This window comes from Vibrio sp. NFR, from assembly GCF_027587095.1.
Classification (GTDB): domain Bacteria; phylum Pseudomonadota; class Gammaproteobacteria; order Enterobacterales; family Vibrionaceae; genus Vibrio; species Vibrio harveyi.
This window is the reverse complement of the sequence record NZ_JAPPTN010000012.1, coordinates 184718-203287: the sequence shown is the minus strand read 5'-3', so window position 1 is coordinate 203287 and position 18570 is coordinate 184718. Positions and strand designations below refer to the sequence as shown.

17 protein-coding genes are annotated in these 18570 nt (G+C 47.2%); 16 read left to right on the top strand and 1 reads right to left on the bottom strand.

All coding sequences use genetic code 11. The features are described from left to right. Positions 1-578 precede the first annotated feature (578 nt). From OH463_RS20970 to fliJ, 14 genes are all read left to right on the top strand, one after another. Positions 579-1709, top strand: coding sequence for a flagellin (locus OH463_RS20970; protein ID WP_269992495.1), 1131 nt, complete (start codon positions 579-581; stop codon positions 1707-1709). A 79-nt stretch (positions 1710-1788) separates the two neighbouring features. Further along, the gene (gene flaG / locus OH463_RS20965; protein WP_005448345.1) at positions 1789-2217 is read left to right on the top strand and encodes a flagellar protein FlaG; all 429 of its coding nucleotides are present in this window, start codon (positions 1789-1791) and stop codon (positions 2215-2217) included. A 20-nt stretch (positions 2218-2237) separates the two neighbouring features. Beyond that, positions 2238-4250, top strand: a complete 2013-nt coding sequence (gene fliD, locus OH463_RS20960; protein ID WP_005448347.1) for a flagellar filament capping protein FliD — start codon at positions 2238-2240, stop codon at positions 4248-4250. Beyond that, a complete protein-coding gene (locus tag OH463_RS20955) occupies positions 4251-4556 on the top strand; it encodes a flagellar protein FliT (protein WP_005448349.1) in 306 nt (101 codons plus the stop codon). A gap of 12 nt (positions 4557-4568) precedes the next feature. Next, complete coding sequence (gene fliS, locus OH463_RS20950; RefSeq protein WP_005438665.1) at positions 4569-4979, top strand: flagellar export chaperone FliS; 411 nt, start codon at positions 4569-4571, stop codon at positions 4977-4979. Positions 4980-5265: 286 nt separating this feature from the next. Continuing rightward, the gene (locus OH463_RS20945) at positions 5266-6732 is read left to right on the top strand and encodes a sigma-54 dependent transcriptional regulator (protein WP_005448351.1); all 1467 of its coding nucleotides are present in this window, start codon (positions 5266-5268) and stop codon (positions 6730-6732) included. Positions 6733-6925: 193 nt separating this feature from the next. Next, positions 6926-7963 carry a sensor histidine kinase gene (locus tag OH463_RS20940; RefSeq protein ID WP_005448353.1) on the top strand — a complete coding sequence of 346 codons (1038 nt, stop codon included), beginning with the start codon at positions 6926-6928 and terminating at the stop codon, positions 7961-7963. Then, entirely contained in the window at positions 7963-9372 is a 1410-nt protein-coding gene (locus tag OH463_RS20935; RefSeq protein WP_005448355.1) for a sigma-54-dependent transcriptional regulator, read from the top strand. Before OH463_RS20940 ends, OH463_RS20935 begins: the two co-directional genes overlap by 1 nt. 126 nt (positions 9373-9498) lie before the next feature. After that, positions 9499-9810, top strand: a complete 312-nt coding sequence (gene fliE, locus OH463_RS20930; protein WP_005448364.1) for a flagellar hook-basal body complex protein FliE — start codon at positions 9499-9501, stop codon at positions 9808-9810. A gap of 14 nt (positions 9811-9824) precedes the next feature. Beyond that, positions 9825-11567: a flagellar basal-body MS-ring/collar protein FliF gene (gene fliF, locus OH463_RS20925; protein WP_005448365.1), complete on the top strand. Its 1743-nt coding sequence runs from the start codon at positions 9825-9827 to the stop codon at positions 11565-11567. Further along, positions 11560-12615, top strand: coding sequence for a flagellar motor switch protein FliG (gene fliG / locus OH463_RS20920; protein ID WP_005448366.1), 1056 nt, complete (start codon positions 11560-11562; stop codon positions 12613-12615). The genes fliF and fliG overlap by 8 nt, the downstream gene beginning before the upstream one ends. 116 nt (positions 12616-12731) lie before the next feature. Continuing rightward, positions 12732-13532, top strand: coding sequence for a flagellar assembly protein FliH (gene fliH / locus OH463_RS20915; protein WP_005448367.1), 801 nt, complete (start codon positions 12732-12734; stop codon positions 13530-13532). A 3-nt stretch (positions 13533-13535) separates the two neighbouring features. Then, a complete protein-coding gene (gene fliI / locus OH463_RS20910) occupies positions 13536-14855 on the top strand; it encodes a flagellar protein export ATPase FliI (protein ID WP_005448368.1) in 1320 nt (439 codons plus the stop codon). 6 nt (positions 14856-14861) lie between these two features. After that, the gene (fliJ, locus tag OH463_RS20905) at positions 14862-15305 is read left to right on the top strand and encodes a flagellar export protein FliJ (protein WP_005448369.1); all 444 of its coding nucleotides are present in this window, start codon (positions 14862-14864) and stop codon (positions 15303-15305) included. Between the two features lie 28 nt (positions 15306-15333). Here fliJ and OH463_RS20900 read toward each other — a convergent pair whose 3' ends face one another. Continuing rightward, a complete protein-coding gene (locus tag OH463_RS20900; protein ID WP_005448370.1) occupies positions 15334-15648 on the bottom strand; it encodes an NIPSNAP family protein in 315 nt (104 codons plus the stop codon). A 263-nt stretch (positions 15649-15911) separates the two neighbouring features. Here OH463_RS20900 and OH463_RS20895 point away from each other — a divergent pair, with 263 nt between their 5' ends. Then, positions 15912-18026, top strand: coding sequence for a flagellar hook-length control protein FliK (locus OH463_RS20895; protein ID WP_038898835.1), 2115 nt, complete (start codon positions 15912-15914; stop codon positions 18024-18026). A 39-nt stretch (positions 18027-18065) separates the two neighbouring features. Then, on the top strand, positions 18066-18566 hold the full coding sequence (gene fliL / locus OH463_RS20890; protein WP_009696009.1) for a flagellar basal body-associated protein FliL: 501 nt from the start codon (positions 18066-18068) through the stop codon (positions 18564-18566). The last annotated feature ends 4 nt before the right edge of the window (positions 18567-18570 follow it).

Genomic DNA, 18570 nt, shown 5'->3' with positions numbered 1-18570 from the left:
TTTTCAACCTAAAGGCAAGAACCTCATTGGCTCGTGGTGAGAGATGAGCGAGTAAACCCAGCTTCGGCTGGGTTTTTTTCTGCCTGTTTTGGATTAGGGTCTGTTGACCTTTTGTGATGATTTTTGCAGCAATTTGTAGGTGTTTTATACAAGGCAGAGGCTTTGATATGTAGCTATTCTACCTGATAAGCCGATAACGCAGTAGAAAGCACCTACAAACGCTGCCCAAAGGGTTCGGCTGGGCGCCCCCGGCTAAAAGCGTTTTACTCTTTGTTGAGTCAATTTTACTTAGAACCACTAGGTTTAAATCGACTCGCCGCGATTAAAACGCTTTTATCTCGAACAAAATTTAACCACGAAAGATAAACAGACCCTAATAACCCAGCAGCTAGCCAACCCATTGAATATTAGAGATTCATCACACTTCAGTAAGCTAAAGAAAATAATCGCAAAAAATTGAAAATTTCTCCTAAAGGATATTTATAGGTCGCCGTTAAAGGGACTGAGAGAAATGAGATGTACCTAAGTGAGGTGAGAGACACGACGGTGCATCAACTAAAGCCTTAAGGAGATCAATTATGGCGATTAACGTTAATACTAACGTTTCTGCGATGACCGCACAGCGTTACCTAAACCAAGCGGCTGAAGGTCAACAAAAATCAATGGAGCGTTTGTCTTCGGGTTATAAAATCAATAGCGCGAAAGATGATGCTGCAGGTCTACAGATTTCTAACCGTTTGAACGCACAGAGCCGTGGTCTAGACATGGCTGTGAAAAACGCGAACGACGGTATTTCTATTGCACAGGTTGCTGAAGGTGCAATGAATGAATCTACCAACATCCTACAACGTATGCGTGACCTATCGCTTCAATCTGCGAACGGTTCGAACTCAAAATCAGAACGTGTAGCGATCCAAGAAGAAGTAACAGCGCTTAACGACGAGCTAAACCGTATCGCTGAAACAACCTCTTTCGGTGGTAACAAGCTTCTAAACGGTACTTACGGTACTCAATCTTTCCAAATCGGTGCGGACTCTGGTGAAGCAGTAATGCTTTCTATGGGTAACCTACGTTCTGATACTTCTGCAATGGGCGGTAAGAGCTACGCAGCAGAAGACGGTAAAGATGCGTCATGGACAGTGAGCGATAAAACTGAACTTAAAATGACGTACACCAACAAGCAAGGCGAAGAGCAAGAGCTTACTGTCCAAGCAAAACAAGGCGACGATATTGAGCAGCTAGCGACTTACATCAACGGTCAAAGCGAAGATGTAAAAGCGTCTGTTGGTGAAGATGGCAAACTACAAGTATTTGCTTCTTCTCAAAAAGTAACGGGTGAGGTTGAGTTCTCTGGTAACCTAGCGGGTGAGATCGGCTTCGGTGACGCAAAAGACGTAACGGTTAAAGACATCGACGTAACAAGCGTTGCAGGCTCTCAAGAAGCGGTAGCTATCATTGATGGCGCACTAAAATCAGTAGACAGCCAACGTGCGTCTCTTGGTGCATTCCAAAACCGTTTCAACCACGCTATCAGCAACCTAGACAACATTAACGAGAACGTTAATGCGTCTAACAGCCGTATTAAAGATACTGACTACGCGAAGGAAACAACGGCAATGACTAAGTCGCAAATCCTTCAACAAGCAAGTACTTCAATCTTGGCTCAAGCGAAGCAGTCACCATCTGCAGCGCTAAGCTTGTTGGGCTAATCGGGTCGACTCAGCCTAGTGATTACGTCACCAAAGCGATAGACCTATCGTTAGCCCATAAGGTGGAAGGGAGATTGTAATGGAAATATCCTCCTACACATCGAACATCCAGCCTTACGGCACACCGAGTGGCACAAAAGTTGCTAAAGAAAATGGCGTAGGCGCGCCAAGCACAGCAAGTTCAAACGGTACCGCTTCGCCTGTAAAAGCGAACGATGCCGAACGCGATCTCTCTGTTCAAGCTGCACTTGAAATGGCGGATACCCGCCAAGAGCTGAACAGAGAAGAACGCGAAAAAATGGTTAAGCAAATGAATGAATTTGTCGACGCCATGAATAAGGGAGTGGCGTTTCGTGTTGATGAAGAATCGGGTCGAGACGTCGTGACGATATACGAAGCCACAACCGGTGATGTTATTCGTCAAATTCCTGATGAAGAAATGCTAGTGGTTTTGCGTCGCCTAGCTGAACACACAGCTAACAGCGGTTTGTTAGTTGAAAAGGTGTAAGTCGTTTTTGAGGTGATTTGATGAGTTTAGGCCCTTTGGGGATGTCTGGCGGCATGGATATCAATTCCATGGTCAGCAAAATTGTGGATGCCGAGCGTGTGCCAAAGCAGCAACGCATCGACAACGAGCGTGCGACAATTGACGCCAGCATCAGTGCCTACGGGCGACTCAGAGAATCGTTGGATACGATGAAGAATCTCATGACGAACTTTCGTCAGGAGAAGGCTTTTGCTGTTCGTACGGTAGATACTACCGACGATGCAGTGGTATCTGCGACCGCAACAACAGACGCTATAGCCGGTAAGTATGCTATCGATGTGTTGCAGCTTGCACAGAGTCATAAAGTGGCTTCTGACGTTTTGCCAGAAGATGCTAAGTTTGGACCTGGTAAGCTGCAGATTTCTCTTGGTGATGACACCTTCGACGTTAATGTCCGTTCTAGTTCTAAGCTAGTTGATGTCGTTCGTGGAATTAACGGCGCTAAGGATAACCCTGGCGTACGTGCTTCCGTTATTAACGACGTAGAAGGGCCGCGTTTGATCCTTGCTTCGAATCTATCGGGCAAGGACCATCAAATTAAAGTCAGTGTGGATGCCGATGCAGGTAACCCGCTGAAACATTTCGAATACAAAACTCTAGAAGACCGAGTGAACGCGCTTGAAGAAGCTCGTGAAGCGGCTGAAGCCGTACTTGGACCTCTAAAAGAACCAGAATCAACAACCGATGCAGACCAACCAGAACAGGTGGATGCAGACGGCAATCCTATACCTCCTGAAGAACAAAAAGCGGCAGAAAGTGCGCAAGATGGCGCATCCGATGAACCGATCTCTGCATCCGGCGCTGCTGCGGCGAAAGCTGGACAAGAAGCGATTGATGCCGCTAACAAGCGTGCAAGTATGCGCCCACAAGACAGCATTCCCGGTTGGACTGAAACAGCTTCAGGAACACTTCTCGATTCTTACCGTCCACCGGAACTCGAACTGGATGAGAAAGCGATTGAGAAAGCGCCAGATGTTCCTGGGTGGGATAACACCGCCTCAGGCACACTCACCGATTCATACGTAACAACGAAAGAAGCGAAACAACAGCTCGAACAAGAAAAAGCGGAAATCGAGCAAAAGATTGCGGATGAAAAACAAGAGCTTGACCAAAAGGTTGAACGAGGTGAGCTAACTGAAGCGCAAGCAAAACAAATTCATCGAGCCAAGCTTGAGCCAGAGGAGCGCGAACGTCTTGAAAAAATAGACGTAGCAGAAGCCAAAATCGCAGAAGCAGAGAAGTCTTTTGAAGCGTACTCGGGCATGATGGAAGTACAAGCTGGGCAAGACTCGCAAGTGATGCTTGATGGCGTTGCACAGCTATCTAGTCACAACAACGTGATTGAAGATGCTATTGAAGGTGTCAACTTGACCCTTAAAGGCAAGTCCGAAGTAGGTAAACCTCCTGCTGAAATCGGCGTAGAATACGACCGCGGCAGCGTGCGTAATGACATTGAAAACTTTGTCTCTGCTTACAACTCGTTCTACCAAACATCGAAAGCACTATCGAGTGTTGACCCTACCACTGGTCAGAAAGGACCGCTTGCGGGCGACAGTACAGTGCGTAATGCCGATGCGAGGCTGAAAGCGGTATTCTCAACGGCGATTGACAAAGCACCAGAAGATTTAAAATCCCTGACTGAGTTCGGTATCACGACCACACGCCAGGGCACATTAGAGATTAACTACGACATGCTTGATCGCCAGTTGAACAGCAACTTTAACGAGTTGGAAAAGTTCTTTGGTGGTAATACCGGTTTTGCCAAACGCGTGGAAGACGCGATTCAGGGCATTACAGGGTTTACTGGCAGTATTCGTACTCGTGAAAAAAGCTTAACTGAGCAGAACTATCGTTTAGGTGATGACCAAGCGGCATTAGATCGCCGTATGGATAGCCTTGAAAAACGCACCCACGCTAAGTTTGCCGCTATGCAAGATGCCACGGGTAAGATGCAAGGGCAGTTGGGCGCATTGATGAACGCGTTGGGTCAATAGATGCGAAGTGAACTCATTGAAATTAGTGATATTGATCAACTAATTGCGCAAGAACTAGAAAAAGTCGACTTTAATGCTGAAGAAATTCTTCGCTTGGTCGATATCAGGGAACGGTTATTGCAAAACCTGCTACCCATTGTCGAGAGCAATCCGCTGGTGAAGCAGGAAGCAGAGTGGCAAGACTTGCTCACTCGTACCAAAAGAATTGTTGAGCTGATGCAAAACGAAACCACGAACGTTGGTAAAGAGCTACATAAGTTCCGTTATGGTAAGCGTTCGCTTCAGCAGTACAAAAAATTTATATAAAAGAGGAATACTATGCGCGGTTCTTTGCAAGCATACAAAAAGGTATCAGTCGACAGCCAGCTGAGTGCGGCGTCTCCGCACAAAGTCATTCAAATGCTAATGGCAGGTGCGATTGAGCGTCTGATCCAAGGTAAAGCAGCAATGCAAGCAGGCAACATTCCAGCAAAAGGCGAGCGTCTAGGTAAAGCGTTAGACATCATAATTGCGCTACGCAGCTGCCTTTCAATGGACGATGGTGGTGACATTGCTTCAAACTTAGATTCACTTTACGAGTTTATGATCACTCAGATTTCTGCCGCGAACCACCAAAACGATCCTCAACCGATCGACGACGTTATCGACATCATCCGTGAGATCAAATCAGCGTGGGACCAGATCCCAACTGAGTTCCACAACCTAACTGCTGCAGAAGTAGGCATTTAATAAAGAAAACAATACCTTACTGATTTGGTAGGGTATTGTGTCTGATTGCACATCAAGTCGTTCAGCAAAGTTACAATCAAGCTCACACCTCTTTATTGCTTGGTTGCCTTATTTTTTTATTCAAATAAAATAGAAGTCATTAGTGGCCCTAATGGCTTTTTTTTGTTGCTGATTTTCCTATTTTGTCTATCGTTAATTGAGAGTGGTCCCACCTTTTCTGACACTCAATTGCGCAAATCAAGGTCTGGCCGCAACAACCCCATAATAAAGGCAATCATTCTTACTTATGCAAGGTTTGGCAAAGCTGCTTGTAATCGATGACGACGCACCAAGTCGTTTAAATATAAGCAATATATTGGAATTTGTTGGAGAAAGTTGCGAAGCTGTCAGTTCTGATCAGCTAGGCGATGTAGACTGGTCTAGTGTTTGGTCAGGTTGTATTGTGGCTAACATCTCTGCCGGTCAGGCTGCGACAGCAGTAATGACACAACTCAACGAAGCGTACCATATCCCTCTTCTCGTCATGGGCTCTTTCCCATTGCCTGTTGATGACTTGCCAAATTTTGTCGGTGAATTAGAGCAACCTCTAAACTACCCGCAACTTAGCGAAGCGTTACGTCACTGCAAAGACTTTCTTGGTCGCAAAGGTGTGAACGTTGTTGCAAGTGCTCGCAAAAACACTCTTTTCCGCAGTCTCGTTGGTCAAAGCCGTGGTATCCAAGAAGTTCGTCATTTGATTGAACAAGTATCAGGTACAGAGGCAAACGTCTTGATCTTGGGTGAATCAGGGACAGGTAAAGAAGTGGTGGCGCGCAATATCCACTATCATTCTGCTTACCGCAACGGTCCGTTTGTGCCAATTAACTGTGGTGCGATCCCACCAGAGCTTTTAGAAAGTGAGCTATTTGGTCATGAAAAAGGTGCATTTACCGGAGCTTTAACTGCACGTAAAGGTCGTTTTGAATTAGCAGAAGGTGGCACGATCTTCCTTGATGAGATTGGTGATATGCCAATGTCTATGCAAGTGAAGCTGTTGCGCGTATTGCAAGAGCGCTGCTTTGAGCGTGTTGGTGGCAATACGACGATCAAAGTAAACGTTCGTGTTGTAGCTGCAACTCACCGTGATCTAGAAACCATGATCGACGATGGCACGTTCCGTGAAGACCTCTTTTACCGCTTGAATGTATTCCCAATTGAAATGCCTGCGCTAAAAGCGCGTAAGCAAGACATTCCTTTGCTGCTGCAAGAGCTAATGACGCGTCTTGAAGCTGAAGGCGGACAACCAATTTGCTTCACTCCTCGTGCTATCAACTCGCTGATGGAACACAACTGGCCAGGTAACGTACGTGAACTTGCTAACCTTGTTGAGCGTATGGTGATCCTATACCCGAATAGCTTGGTCGACGTGAATCATCTTCCGACTAAATACCGCTACAGTGATATTCCTGAGTTCCAACCTGAAGGGAACCCATTCACAACAGTGGAAGAGCAAGAGCGTGATGTATTCCAAGATATCTTCTCTGAAAACTTCAGCTTTGAAGAGCAGAGCGATCTTGACCACAACATGAATGCACCTCAAGCACTGCCACCGGAAGGAGTCAACTTGAAAGAGTTGCTAGCCGATATGGAGGTCAACATGATCAGCCAAGCGTTAGAAGCGCAAGGCGGTGTAGTGGCGCGAGCGGCAGATATGCTCGGTATGCGTCGTACGACATTGGTTGAGAAAATGCGTAAATACAACCTACAGCGCTAGGTTTATCTGATAGCCAAAGTTCACACTTTCAACGGTGATTGGTTATCTTTTCTGATAACGAAAGCACCATTTTCCTAGTGTCAACTTCTTGTCGTTCGCATAACGCTATGATAAATATAGAAAATAGCTTGGTACGCTAATTGCTTACCAAGCTATTTTAGTTTGTAAGTGGCGACAATTCGACAGGCAGTGAATGGACAACAACACTAACCAATCCCATTTAGACTCAGTAGAGAATCAGGTAGAGCGTTATAAACAGGTTCTGGACGTAATGCCGGCTGGCGTGATCTTGTTAGACACGCACGGAGTGGTCCGTGAAGCCAACCCGGAAGCGCATCGAATTCTTGAGATTCCATTAGTCAACGAGAAATGGTTCAACATCATCCAAGCGGTTTTTGATCCGCGTGAAGATGATGGTCATGAAATTTCACTGCGCAATGGTCGCAAAGTGCGCTTGGCCATCTCTGCCTCGGCAACGGGTCAGCTTATCCTGATCACTGACCTAACAGAAACCCGCTTACTGCAATCTCGCGTGAGTGACTTACAACGTTTGTCATCACTCGGTCGTATGGTGGCGTCGCTCGCTCATCAAGTTAGAACGCCTTTATCAAGTGCGATGTTATATGCATCAAATTTAGGTGCGCCGAATCTCCCTCCTGCGACAAGAGAGCGATTTCAGAGCAAATTAATGGATCGACTGCACGATTTGGAGAAGCAGGTTAATGATATGCTGCTTTTTGCCAAAGGTGGTGATAATAAAGTCATTAAGCCATTTAACATTGCTCAGCTGGTGGCTGAATATCAGCCCATGGTGGAAACCGCACTGAAAAACAACAGCATCGATTACTTCCTAGAAGTTGAGGAAGAGCAGACTGAGCTATTAGGTAACGCGAATGCCATTGCTTCAGCATTGAGTAACTTAGTGATGAACGCGATTCAGATGTCAGGCAAAGAATCGCAAATTGATGTCTTTTTCCGCCCGGTAAACGGTGAACTGCGCATTTCTGTGCAAGACAGCGGACCGGGTATACCAAAAGAACTACAAGCCAAAATTATGGAGCCCTTCTTTACCACGCGTTCTCAAGGAACGGGGTTGGGACTTGCTGTTGTTCAAATGGTTTGCCGTGCCCATGACGGTCGATTGGAACTCATTTCAGAGCAGGGTGATGGAGCCTGCTTTACCATGTGCATTCCGCTAGAGCGAGTGCAAGCACATACTGGAGAATCATAATGGCGCAAAGCAAAGTGCTGATCGTAGAAGACGATGAAGGTCTTCGTGAAGCCCTAGTGGATACTCTGGCTCTGGCTGGGTATGAGTGGTTAGAAGCCGATTGTGCAGAAGACGCTTTGGTGAAACTGAAGTCGAACGCGGTAGACATCGTAGTTTCAGATGTACAAATGGCAGGTATGGGTGGCTTAGCGCTGCTGCGTAATATCAAACAGAATTGGCCAAATATGCCCGTTCTGCTTATGACGGCTTATGCAAACATTGAAGACGCCGTGTCGGCAATGAAAGAAGGTGCGATTGATTACATGGCGAAGCCATTTGCACCAGAAGTCTTGCTCAACATGGTAAGTCGCTACGCGCCAATTAAAAGTGACGACAATGGTGACGCGGTAGTTGCAGATGAGAAAAGTCTGCGTCTGCTTGCTCTAGCTGACAAAGTAGCGCGCACTGATGCCAACGTTATGATCTTAGGTCCTAGCGGTTCTGGTAAAGAGGTTATGTCGCGTTACATTCACAACGCTTCAAACCGTAAAGATGGTCCATTTGTTGCCATTAACTGCGCTGCGATCCCAGATAACATGCTTGAAGCGACGCTGTTTGGCTATGAAAAAGGTGCCTTCACTGGGGCAGTTCAAGCTTGTCCAGGCAAATTCGAACAAGCACAAGGCGGTACCATCTTGCTAGATGAAATCAGCGAGATGGACTTGAGTCTGCAAGCGAAGTTACTACGTGTTTTACAAGAGCGTGAAGTGGAGCGTCTGGGCAGTCGTAAGAGTATCAAGCTTGATGTTCGCGTACTTGCAACCAGCAACCGCGATCTTAAACAGTACGTTTCAGAAGGAAACTTCCGTGAAGACTTGTACTACCGTTTGAATGTTTTCCCAATCGCATGGCCAGCACTCTGCGAACGTAAAGGTGACATCTCGCCACTTGCGCAGCATCTTGCTGAGCGCCATTGCAGCAAGATGGGTATGCCTGTGCCTAAGTTCTCTCAAGTTGCATTAGATAAGCTGCTTCAATACCCATGGCCGGGTAACGTTCGTGAGCTGGATAATGTGGTTCAACGTGCGTTAATTTTGAGTGAAAACGGTGACATAGATGCTGAACATATTTTGCTAGAAGGTGTAGATTGGCAAGATGCAAACAGTCTGCAACATGTTGTTCAGAATGCAGAAATGGTCGTACCGGATGTCAAGCCAGTCGCACAAGCTGAGCCAATCAACCGAGTAGCGTCTGGTGGCGAAGGTCTAGGCGGGGAACTCCGTGACCAAGAATACGCCATTATTTTGGAAACATTGATCGAATGTAACGGACGTCGTAAAGAAATGGCAGAAAAACTGGGTATTAGCCCACGAACTCTGCGCTACAAACTTGCTAAAATGCGTGACGCTGGTATCGATATTCCGGCTTAGTAATCACATAAATAGCCATAAGACGAAAGTGTGGGTAAACTACGGCACTATTGTCTTATGGCACAGTAATTGCTGTGTCAATAATCAGTTTTAGTTAATAGTCAAACTTTTGGCTTAGAGGTGACAATGAAAGTTGATGGTATTCAGGCAGAAATGCGCGCCATGATGGTGGAAGCGAGTAACACTGCTCCTACGGCGACAGGCGCGAAAGTTGGTGCAGATTTTGGTGATCTCCTAACAAAAGCCATCAATAACGTAAACTCACTTCAAAAAGCATCGGGTGACCTGCAAACGCGTTTTGACCGTGGTGATGCCGATGTTTCCCTTTCTGACGTTATGATTGCTCGTAACAAGTCCAGTGTTGCTTTCGATGCCACTGTTCAAATCCGCAACAAGCTCGTTGAGTCCTATAAGGATCTCATGAATATGCCAGTGTAATTTAGGTAATAAGTGTGGCAGACAAGTCTACAGATTTAACCGTCACTGATGGCGGCGCAGATGGTGCACTGATTGCTGGCTCAGATCTGGATGTGGAAAGCCAAAACCCAGATCTTGAAGAGCGCAGTGCGTCAAAATTCGATATGGCAGTAGGCGACCTCGATTTACTTCGTCAGGTCGTGTTAGTGCTGTCTATCTCTATCTGTGTTGCGCTGATCGTGATGCTGTTCTTCTGGGTGAAAGAGCCGGAAATGCGCCCATTAGGTGCTTACGAAACGGAAGAACTGATCCCTGTGCTGGACTATCTCGACCAGCAAAAAATCAATTACAAGCTAGATGGTAATACCATTTCGGTAGAAGCGAGTGACTATAACTCGATCAAGCTCGGCATGGTGCGTGCTGGTGTAAACCAAGCGACGGCGGCGGGCGATGATATTCTGTTGCAAGATATGGGCTTTGGTGTATCACAGCGTTTGGAACAAGAACGTTTGAAGCTCAGCCGTGAACGCCAACTGGCTCAAGCGATTGAAGAGATGAAGCAGGTACGTAAAGCTCGTGTGCTGCTTGCCCTGCCAAAACACAGTGTGTTTGTTCGCCACAACCAAGAAGCGTCTGCTTCGGTATTTTTGACGCTCTCCACAGGTGCGAACCTTAAACAGCAAGAAGTGGATTCTATCGTCGATATGGTCGCGAGTGCTGTTCCGGGCATGAAGACCTCTCGTATTACGGTAACCGATCAACACGGTCGCCTGCTTAGCTCGGGTTCTCAAGACCCTGCGTCTGCGGCTCGTCGTAAAGAGCAAGAGCTAGAGCGAAGCCAAGAGCAAGCCCTACGTGAGAAAATCGATTCTGTGCTTTTGCCTATTTTGGGTTTCGGTAACTACACCGCTCAGGTGGATATCCAAATGGATTTCAGTACTGTTGAGCAAACCCGAAAGAATTTCGATCCGAATACTCCGGCAACCCGTAGCGAATACGCGCTAGAAGATTACAACAATGGCAACATGGTCGCGGGCATTCCTGGTGCATTGAGCAATCAGCCGCCAGCGGATGCGTCTATTCCTCAAGATGTGGCGCAAATGAAAGATGGCACATTGACTGGTCAGGGTTCGGTACGTAAAGAATCAACGCGTAACTTTGAGCTTGATACCACGATCAGTCATGAACGTAAGCAAACCGGTACGCTGGCTCGTCAAACGGTTTCTGTTGCGATCAAAGACCGCCGTACCGTGAATCCTGATACTGGTGAAGTGACTTATACACCATTGTCTGAATCTGAAATTAATGCAATTCGCCAAGTTCTGATCGGCACGGTTGGTTTCGATCAAAGTCGTGGTGACTTACTCAACGTTCTGAGCGTCAAGTTTGCTGAACCAGAGCTTGAGCAAATGGTTGATCCACCAATTTGGGAGCATCCAAACTTCAACGATTGGGTTCGTTGGTTTGCAAGCGCGTTGGTGATCATCGTGGTTATCTTGGTACTGGTTCGCCCAGCAATGAAGAAACTGCTCAACCCAGCCAACAACGACGAAGACGAAATGTACGGACCAGATGGCTTGCCAATTGGTGCGGATGGCGAAACCAGCCTAATTGGTAGCGACATCGAAAGCGGTGAACTGTTTGAGTTTGGCTCAAGCATCGATTTACCTAACCTTCACAAAGATGAAGATGTACTCAAAGCAGTGCGTGCTCTGGTGGCGAATGAGCCAGAGCTTGCTGCTCAAGTTGTGAAAAACTGGATGAACGAAAATGGCTAACGATATCGTACCTCAAGATGAAAACGGCGCAGGCGTTCCTGCAGAGTTTGATGTCTCTAGCATGACAGGCGAAGAAAAAGCGGCGATCTTGCTGCTCAGCCTGAATGAAGGTGATGCCGCCGGCATTATTCGTCACTTAGAACCAAAACAAGTTCAACGTGTTGGTAGTGCGATGGCACGTGCTAAAGATCTAAGCCAAGACAAAGTGTCTGGTGTGCACCGCGCGTTTTTAGAAGACATCCAGAAATACACCAACATCGGTATGGGCAGCGAAGACTTTATGCGTAATGCGCTGGTGGCTGCTCTGGGTGAAGACAAAGCAAACAACTTGGTTGATCAAATCCTACTGGGTACAGGCTCGAAAGGTCTGGATTCACTTAAATGGATGGACCCTCGCCAAGTGGCAAGCATCATTGTCAACGAGCACCCGCAAATCCAAACCATCGTACTTTCGTACTTAGAAGCGGATCAGTCTGCAGAAATTCTTTCTCAGTTCCCAGAGCGTGTGCGTCTGGATCTGATGATGCGTATTGCCAACCTAGAAGAAGTTCAGCCATCGGCACTGGCAGAGCTGAACGAGATCATGGAGAAACAGTTCGCAGGTCAAGCGGGTGCGCAAGCCGCGAAGATTGGCGGTCTGAAGGCAGCAGCAGAAATCATGAACTACCTAGACAACAACGTCGAAGGTATCTTGATGGAGCAAATTCGCGACCAAGACGAAGACATGGCGACACAAATCCAAGATCTTATGTTCGTATTCGAGAACTTGGTGGAAGTGGACGACCAAGGCATTCAGAAGTTGCTGCGTGACGTTCCTCAAGATGTCCTACAGCGTGCACTTAAAGGTGCCGACGACTCTCTACGTGAGAAAGTCTTCAAGAACATGTCTAAACGTGCAGCTGAGATGATGCGCGACGATATCGAAGCAATGCCGCCAGTTCGCGTAGCAGACGTAGAAGCGGCGCAAAAAGAGATCCTGGCAATTGCTCGTCGTATGGCAGATGCTGGCGAGATCATGCTATCTGGTGGCGCGGACGAGTTCTTATAATCATTTCTTCGTTCCTTTTCTTCCTTCAAGCTGGGGAGAAAAGGAGCAAGCACTTCCTTAAATAACGCACTTTATTTTCAACATAAGTTTCAACATAAACAGATTGTAGGTTAAGCATGGCTGGCGATAGAAAACGTGGATTTATCCGTCCTGATGAAGACGATGCGATGATCGAACCTCAGCGCTGGGGCTTGCCTGATTATGGCGAGCCAAAAGCAAAGCAAGCCAAGCAAACTGCGTTTAACTACGATCCGAGTTGGGTACCAAACTTTGACGAGCCGGAAGAAGAACAAGCGCTTGAACTGACAGAAGAACAAATTGAACTGATCAAGCAAGGCGCTTATCAAGAAGGTCTTTATCAAGGTCAAGAAGCGGGTTTTAAGCAAGGTTACGACAAAGGTAAAGAAGAAGGCGTTCAAGCTGGTCATGCAGAAGGTCTGGAACTGGGCAAAGCCGAAGGCGTAACGGCTGGACAAGAATATATCCAGCAGCAAGTGGAAACCTTTATGAACTTGGCAAACCAGTTCGCTCAACCTTTGGAGTTGATGAATGCTCAGGTTGAAAAGCAATTGGTCGACATGGTGCTATGCCTAGTTAAAGAAGTGGTGCACGTGGAAGTGCAAACCAACCCGCAAATTATTCTCGATACTGTAAAGCAGTCAGTTGAAGCGCTTCCAATTTCTGGTCACCCAATCACCTTGCACCTGAACCCTGATGATGTTGCGATCATTCGCTCTGCATACGGTGAAGAAGAACTTGATTGTCGTAACTGGACTTTGGTGGCTGAGCCGTCATTAAACCGTGGCGACGTACAGATTGCTGCTGGCGAATCGAGCATCAACTATCGTATGGAAGAACGCGTGAAAAGTGTGTTGAACAGCTTCTGTGGCGCAAACCGCCATCAAGGGGGCGAGTAATCCATGCAAGCCTTGGCGGACCGTTTAAAAAACTACAAAATCGAAGGGCTAACCACGCGCCCAGTTGCTTCAGGCAAGCTCGTTCGCGTTGTAGGCTTGACCTTAGAGGCGACAGGCTGTCGTGCTCCGATTGGTAGTTTGTGTCTAGTCGAGACCATGTCCGGTCATATGGAAGCGGAGGTCGTGGGCTTTTCTGGTGATAACCTTTTCTTAATGCCGAGTGAGCAAATCACGGGCATTTTACCGGGCGCGAAAGTGACGCCCTTAACCAGTGAAGCCGGTTTGCCAGTCGGAATGGAACTGCTTGGGCGTGTTATTGATGGTGTGGGCAACCCACTTGATGGTCTTGGTCCTCTTTACACGGAGCATCGAGCTTCGTTCAATGCCGAACCAATAAACCCCCTAGCACGTAAACCTATTTCTGAGCCGCTTGATGTCGGCTTAAAAGCCATTAACGGTTTGTTGACCGTAGGTAAAGGACAACGTATCGGTCTGTTTGCTGGTTCGGGTGTTGGTAAATCGGTCACACTCGGTATGATGACGCGAGGCACGACAGCACAAGTCGTTGTCGTTGGTCTGATTGGTGAACGTGGACGCGAAGTAAAAGAATTCATCGAAGAGATTTTGGGTGAAGATGGACGCCGCCGTTCTGTGGTGGTGGCTGCACCTGCCGATGCTTCTCCTTTGATGCGTTTGAAAGGCTGTCAAACGGCACTGACGATTGCCGAATACTTCCGTGACCAAGGACTAGATGTTCTCCTACTAATGGACTCTCTGACGCGTTTTGCTCAAGCACAGCGTGAGATTGCATTGTCTGTGGGTGAGCCGCCTGCAACCAAAGGTTATCCGCCTTCGGTATTTGCTAAACTGCCAGCGCTGGTGGAACGCGCTGGTAATGGTGGTGATGATCAAGGATCAATTACCGCTTTCTTTACTGTTTTGACCGAAGGTGACGATCTGCAAGATCCGATCGCCGATGCATCACGTGCGATCCTAGATGGTCACATTGTGTTGTCTCGTGAAATGGCGGATGCAGGTCATTATCCAGCCATTGATGTAGAGAAATCGGTGAGCCGTGTTATGCCGCAAATCACCACTGAAGAGCATGTATTGATGTCGAAAGCGGTCCGTCAGGTGTTGTCGATTTGCCGTAAGAACCAAGACCTGGTATCGATTGGCGCTTACAAACCGGGTACTGATCCTGCTATCGATGGCGCGTTTACCCTTAAGCCAAAATTGGATGAATACTTGCAGCAACGCATGAAAGAGTCTGTGCCTTATGACATGTGTGTCAATATGTTGAAGAGCATCTTGGGTGGGTAATAGCGCATGAATAACGCCATGGAGTTCCTACTTGATCAGGCAAAAGAGCGCGAAGACCAAGCAGTATTAGCGCTCAATAAAGCCCGCACAGAGCTAGAAGATTATTACCGCCAAGTTGAGCAGATTGAAAAGTACCGTTTAGATTACTGCCAGCAACTGGTAGATCGTGGTATGGCAGGACTCACTGCGAGCCAATACGGTCACTTGAATCGCTTTTTAACCCAGCTTGATGAAACGCTTTCCAAACAAAAGCAAGCCGAAAGCCACTTTAAAGAACAGGTGGTTAACTGCCAAGATTACTGGTTAAACATGCGTAAAGAGCGTATGTCTTATGAGTGGATGATCGAAAAGCGCGAGAAGGAAAAGCAAATTGCGGAAGCCAAGCGCGAACAAAAGCAGATGGATGAGTTTTCTACCTTACTGTACAGCCGGAAACCGCAACGATTCTAAATGTTCTTACTCTCGATGTTGGCGTAGATTACATTTCTACCGATTCCAACAAGGTCACTTTGACGGAATCTTGCTCAATTAACTCAAACACTTTTGGTCGAATTTCTCGAATCCACCACTCGTTGTAGGTTTCGGCGTAAAGTGATTGGCGTGCTTGTTCACTGTCAAATTCGCGCAGCCAAACAAAGTAGTCATGTCCATCTTCGCCTGTATGAACATACGTGTTTAATACGCGCATGCCTTTGGAGCGTTGATAGGGAAGTAATTCGTCCTTCATCCACGTTAACCATTGCTCTGTTTTGCCAGTTTTGATTTTGTATTGGCGTAATTCTGTGACTTTCAAAGCGATTCCTTAAAGGTTGAGCGAGGTTTTTTTATTTACTCCTCAACGACTCCGCAGTCAAATTAATAAAGTCACTAGATTTACGGCAAGTTTGATCTTTGTTCCATCCGTATCCCTTCTTTGCTCCGTCAGAAATTCCACACTATAGGTTGGCGTGATTTTTGCAATTTAACCGACAGTAACGGGTCTCATGACCCAAGTTTGCCGCCAATGAGCAATCCGACAGCGCCATGCTCAACGCTGCCGATAACGAGAGTTTCTATATGAATGTGAATTTATCCAATGTTTCTGCAACCAGTAAGGTCTCGGTTTCCGATTCTTCGAATAAAGTTGCTGCAGAAGACCCTGAAAGCAAAGGTTTTTTTGAAACCTTAGCAGGGGTGTTTACCGATTCACAAAAATCAGAAAAAGCCGTCGCAAAACCTGATGCGTCAGAAGCTTCGGCAGAAACCACAGATGACGCTGCAAAGGTAGCATCGGTAAGCTCAGAAGGTGAGAGCCAAGAAAAAGTCGTGGCAGACGGTGAAAAAACAACATCGTCAGAGTCCACCGATGCGCTGCTGACACATAATCAGTCAACGAAGTCGTCAGAGGGAGCAGATAATGAGCAAGCTGCCAATTCAGAAAAACCAGGCTCGGCAGCAAAAGTGGCTGCGGTAAATTCGTCGGTAGACGGGCATGTTGTGAAAAGTGAAGACGGATCTGAGTCTGTATCGGCTCTGGCTACATCATCAACGACAAGCCAAACTCAAAACGTAAAAGTTGCTGATACAGAACAAGCTCAAAGTGCTCATGTAAAAAACGCGATGGGAGAAGGTGAGCAACTTCTTGGTCGTATAGAACAGGCCAACCAGACTCTTAAACCTACTGAGTCTTCAGTTGATAGCGGCAAAGCCTTGCCACCAGAACTTAATGTTACACAAATAGGGAACGATAAGGCGCAAAGTGTACCACTCACTCCTGAGCAGCAGGCGATTCTTGCTGCTGGGTCTGTCCAGCAAGGGGAAGCAGTTTCTTCGACTGGTAATGAGAAGGTCGTATTCGATGCTAATGGTAAGCCTGTCGTCGTTGCTTCTAAAGACATGACTGAGCAACAAGCCTCAAACCTAGTGCAACAACAAACAAGTGCTCAAGCTCCTGCGCAAATTGATTGGAATTCACCTAGTGCGCAAGCTGCCCATACGGAAGCAACGGTGAATGCAACTACGCAAGCCGCAGTGAATGGTCAAGTCGTTGCGCAAGGCGTGCAACCTCAAACAATGCAAGGCGCTGAAGTATTTGCTGGTGCTGAAGCACTAACCGCTTCGGCTGCACTACAACAAGGCTTATCTGGTGACGCAGAAGCGGTACCTGTTAAACGAATTACGCTTGATGAGTTACACATCATCGATACCAAACTGGCACAAGGTAAACCACTTTCAAAACAAGAAATTGATGTGATTGAAGGGTTAAAAACGGGTGAGTTGGTTGCGGATATTCCAGAACAAGATCTTGCTCAGTTTGTCGCCTTGCCAAGTGATGTTAAAGCTGCGATGGTGGAGCATCAGGTGGCCCACACTCCGACTCGTGTTGCAGCATCAGCAGTGGCGGCTCAGCAAGCACATCATATTGTTGCTCAGGACGCTAAACACGCAGCCGCACAAGCCACTGCGCAGCCAACCGTGGCGACCAATGTTGATAAAGCTGCTATGTCAGCTATGCCAGAAGCTTTGGTTGCTGCAAGCATGAATCCGACCGCGCACGCAACATCAAGCGCAGAGTTAAGTAAGAAAGTTATGAACGCGAGCCTTGCGGCCGGTGCGCTAAAAGGAGCAAGCAGTAAACAAGATAAGCCAGAACCACAACATGGACTGGCGGGGCAACTTCAAGCAGCAGCAGGTCAACAAGGTGTGACGGCTCAGCAACAAGCGCGAGTGGATGCCGCTCAACAAGCCCAACTGCCTTTGCAGCTTACCAAAGAGCTCGCTAATGACCAGGTGGCAGAAAAAGTACAAATGATGATGTCGAAGAACTTGAAAAACCTCGATATTCGCCTTGACCCACCAGAGTTAGGGCGCATGCAAATTCGCATGACAATGAACAACGATCTCGCTAACGTGCATTTTACAGTGGCGAATCCACAGGCACGTGATTTGATCGAACAGACAATGCCACGCCTTCGAGAGATGCTAGCACAACAAGGTATGCAGCTGGCGGATTCTTCTGTACAGCAGCAGAGCAGTGGACAGCAGCAAAGTGGTTACGCAAATGCTGAACAGAATGGTCAAGGCGGGCAAGGTCGTGGATTTTCTGGTCAGTCAGATGAAAACTTTGATGCCGACACGAATCTTGATTTGAATGTCGTTTCAAAGCGTGATGGAATTAGTTTTTACGCATAAAATAGCGGTCTAGAAAAAGCAGAACAATAAGAGACAGTAATGGCAGAAGAACAGTTACAAGGTGCGGATGCGCCAAAAGGAAAAAGTAAATTACTGATCATCATTATCGCAGTGGTGGTTTTGCTGGTTGGTGGTGGTGCCGCCGCTTTCTTCTTAATGGGCTCTGATGAGCCAGCGCAAGCGGAGCAGACCGAGCAAGCACAAGCGCAAACAGCGGCTGAGCCGATCGCTTATGTGAATATCGCGCAACCCTTTATTTTTAACGTGACGGGCGACCGTCGTGACAGACTGGTACAAATCAAAGCGCAATTGATGGTGCGTGGCAGTGAAAATGAGCAATTAGCTCGTTACCACTCTCCGTTGATTGAGAGTTCATTGTTGTCAACTTTTGCATCGGCAACCGTTGAGCAGCTTCGTTCCCCTACGGGACGTGTTGAGCTGCGTGACCGCGCTTCTGACGATATCAAAGCTGCACTCAATGCTGCTGTTGGTAAGCCAGTGATTGAAAAAGTACTGTTTACAGATTTTGTGATTCAATAGGTAA

Excerpts from the sequence above, each read along its gene's own strand:
- fliH (WP_005448367.1), top strand. The coding sequence starts at position 12,732 with ATGGCTGGCGATAGAAAACGTGGATTTATCCGTCCTGATGAAGACGAT.
- flaG (WP_005448345.1), top strand. The coding sequence starts at position 1,789 with ATGGAAATATCCTCCTACACATCGAACATCCAGCCTTACGGCACACCG.
- OH463_RS20955 (WP_005448349.1), top strand. The coding sequence starts at position 4,251 with ATGCGAAGTGAACTCATTGAAATTAGTGATATTGATCAACTAATTGCG.
- fliG (WP_005448366.1), top strand. The coding sequence starts at position 11,560 with ATGGCTAACGATATCGTACCTCAAGATGAAAACGGCGCAGGCGTTCCT.
- fliE (WP_005448364.1), top strand. The coding sequence starts at position 9,499 with ATGAAAGTTGATGGTATTCAGGCAGAAATGCGCGCCATGATGGTGGAA.
- fliD (WP_005448347.1), top strand. The coding sequence starts at position 2,238 with ATGAGTTTAGGCCCTTTGGGGATGTCTGGCGGCATGGATATCAATTCC.
- OH463_RS20945 (WP_005448351.1), top strand. The coding sequence starts at position 5,266 with ATGCAAGGTTTGGCAAAGCTGCTTGTAATCGATGACGACGCACCAAGT.
- OH463_RS20895 (WP_038898835.1), top strand. The coding sequence starts at position 15,912 with ATGAATGTGAATTTATCCAATGTTTCTGCAACCAGTAAGGTCTCGGTT.
- fliS (WP_005438665.1), top strand. The coding sequence starts at position 4,569 with ATGCGCGGTTCTTTGCAAGCATACAAAAAGGTATCAGTCGACAGCCAG.
- OH463_RS20935 (WP_005448355.1), top strand. The coding sequence starts at position 7,963 with ATGGCGCAAAGCAAAGTGCTGATCGTAGAAGACGATGAAGGTCTTCGT.
- fliI (WP_005448368.1), top strand. The coding sequence starts at position 13,536 with ATGCAAGCCTTGGCGGACCGTTTAAAAAACTACAAAATCGAAGGGCTA.
- OH463_RS20940 (WP_005448353.1), top strand. The coding sequence starts at position 6,926 with ATGGACAACAACACTAACCAATCCCATTTAGACTCAGTAGAGAATCAG.
- fliL (WP_009696009.1), top strand. The coding sequence starts at position 18,066 with ATGGCAGAAGAACAGTTACAAGGTGCGGATGCGCCAAAAGGAAAAAGT.
- OH463_RS20970 (WP_269992495.1), top strand. The coding sequence starts at position 579 with ATGGCGATTAACGTTAATACTAACGTTTCTGCGATGACCGCACAGCGT.
- fliJ (WP_005448369.1), top strand. The coding sequence starts at position 14,862 with ATGAATAACGCCATGGAGTTCCTACTTGATCAGGCAAAAGAGCGCGAA.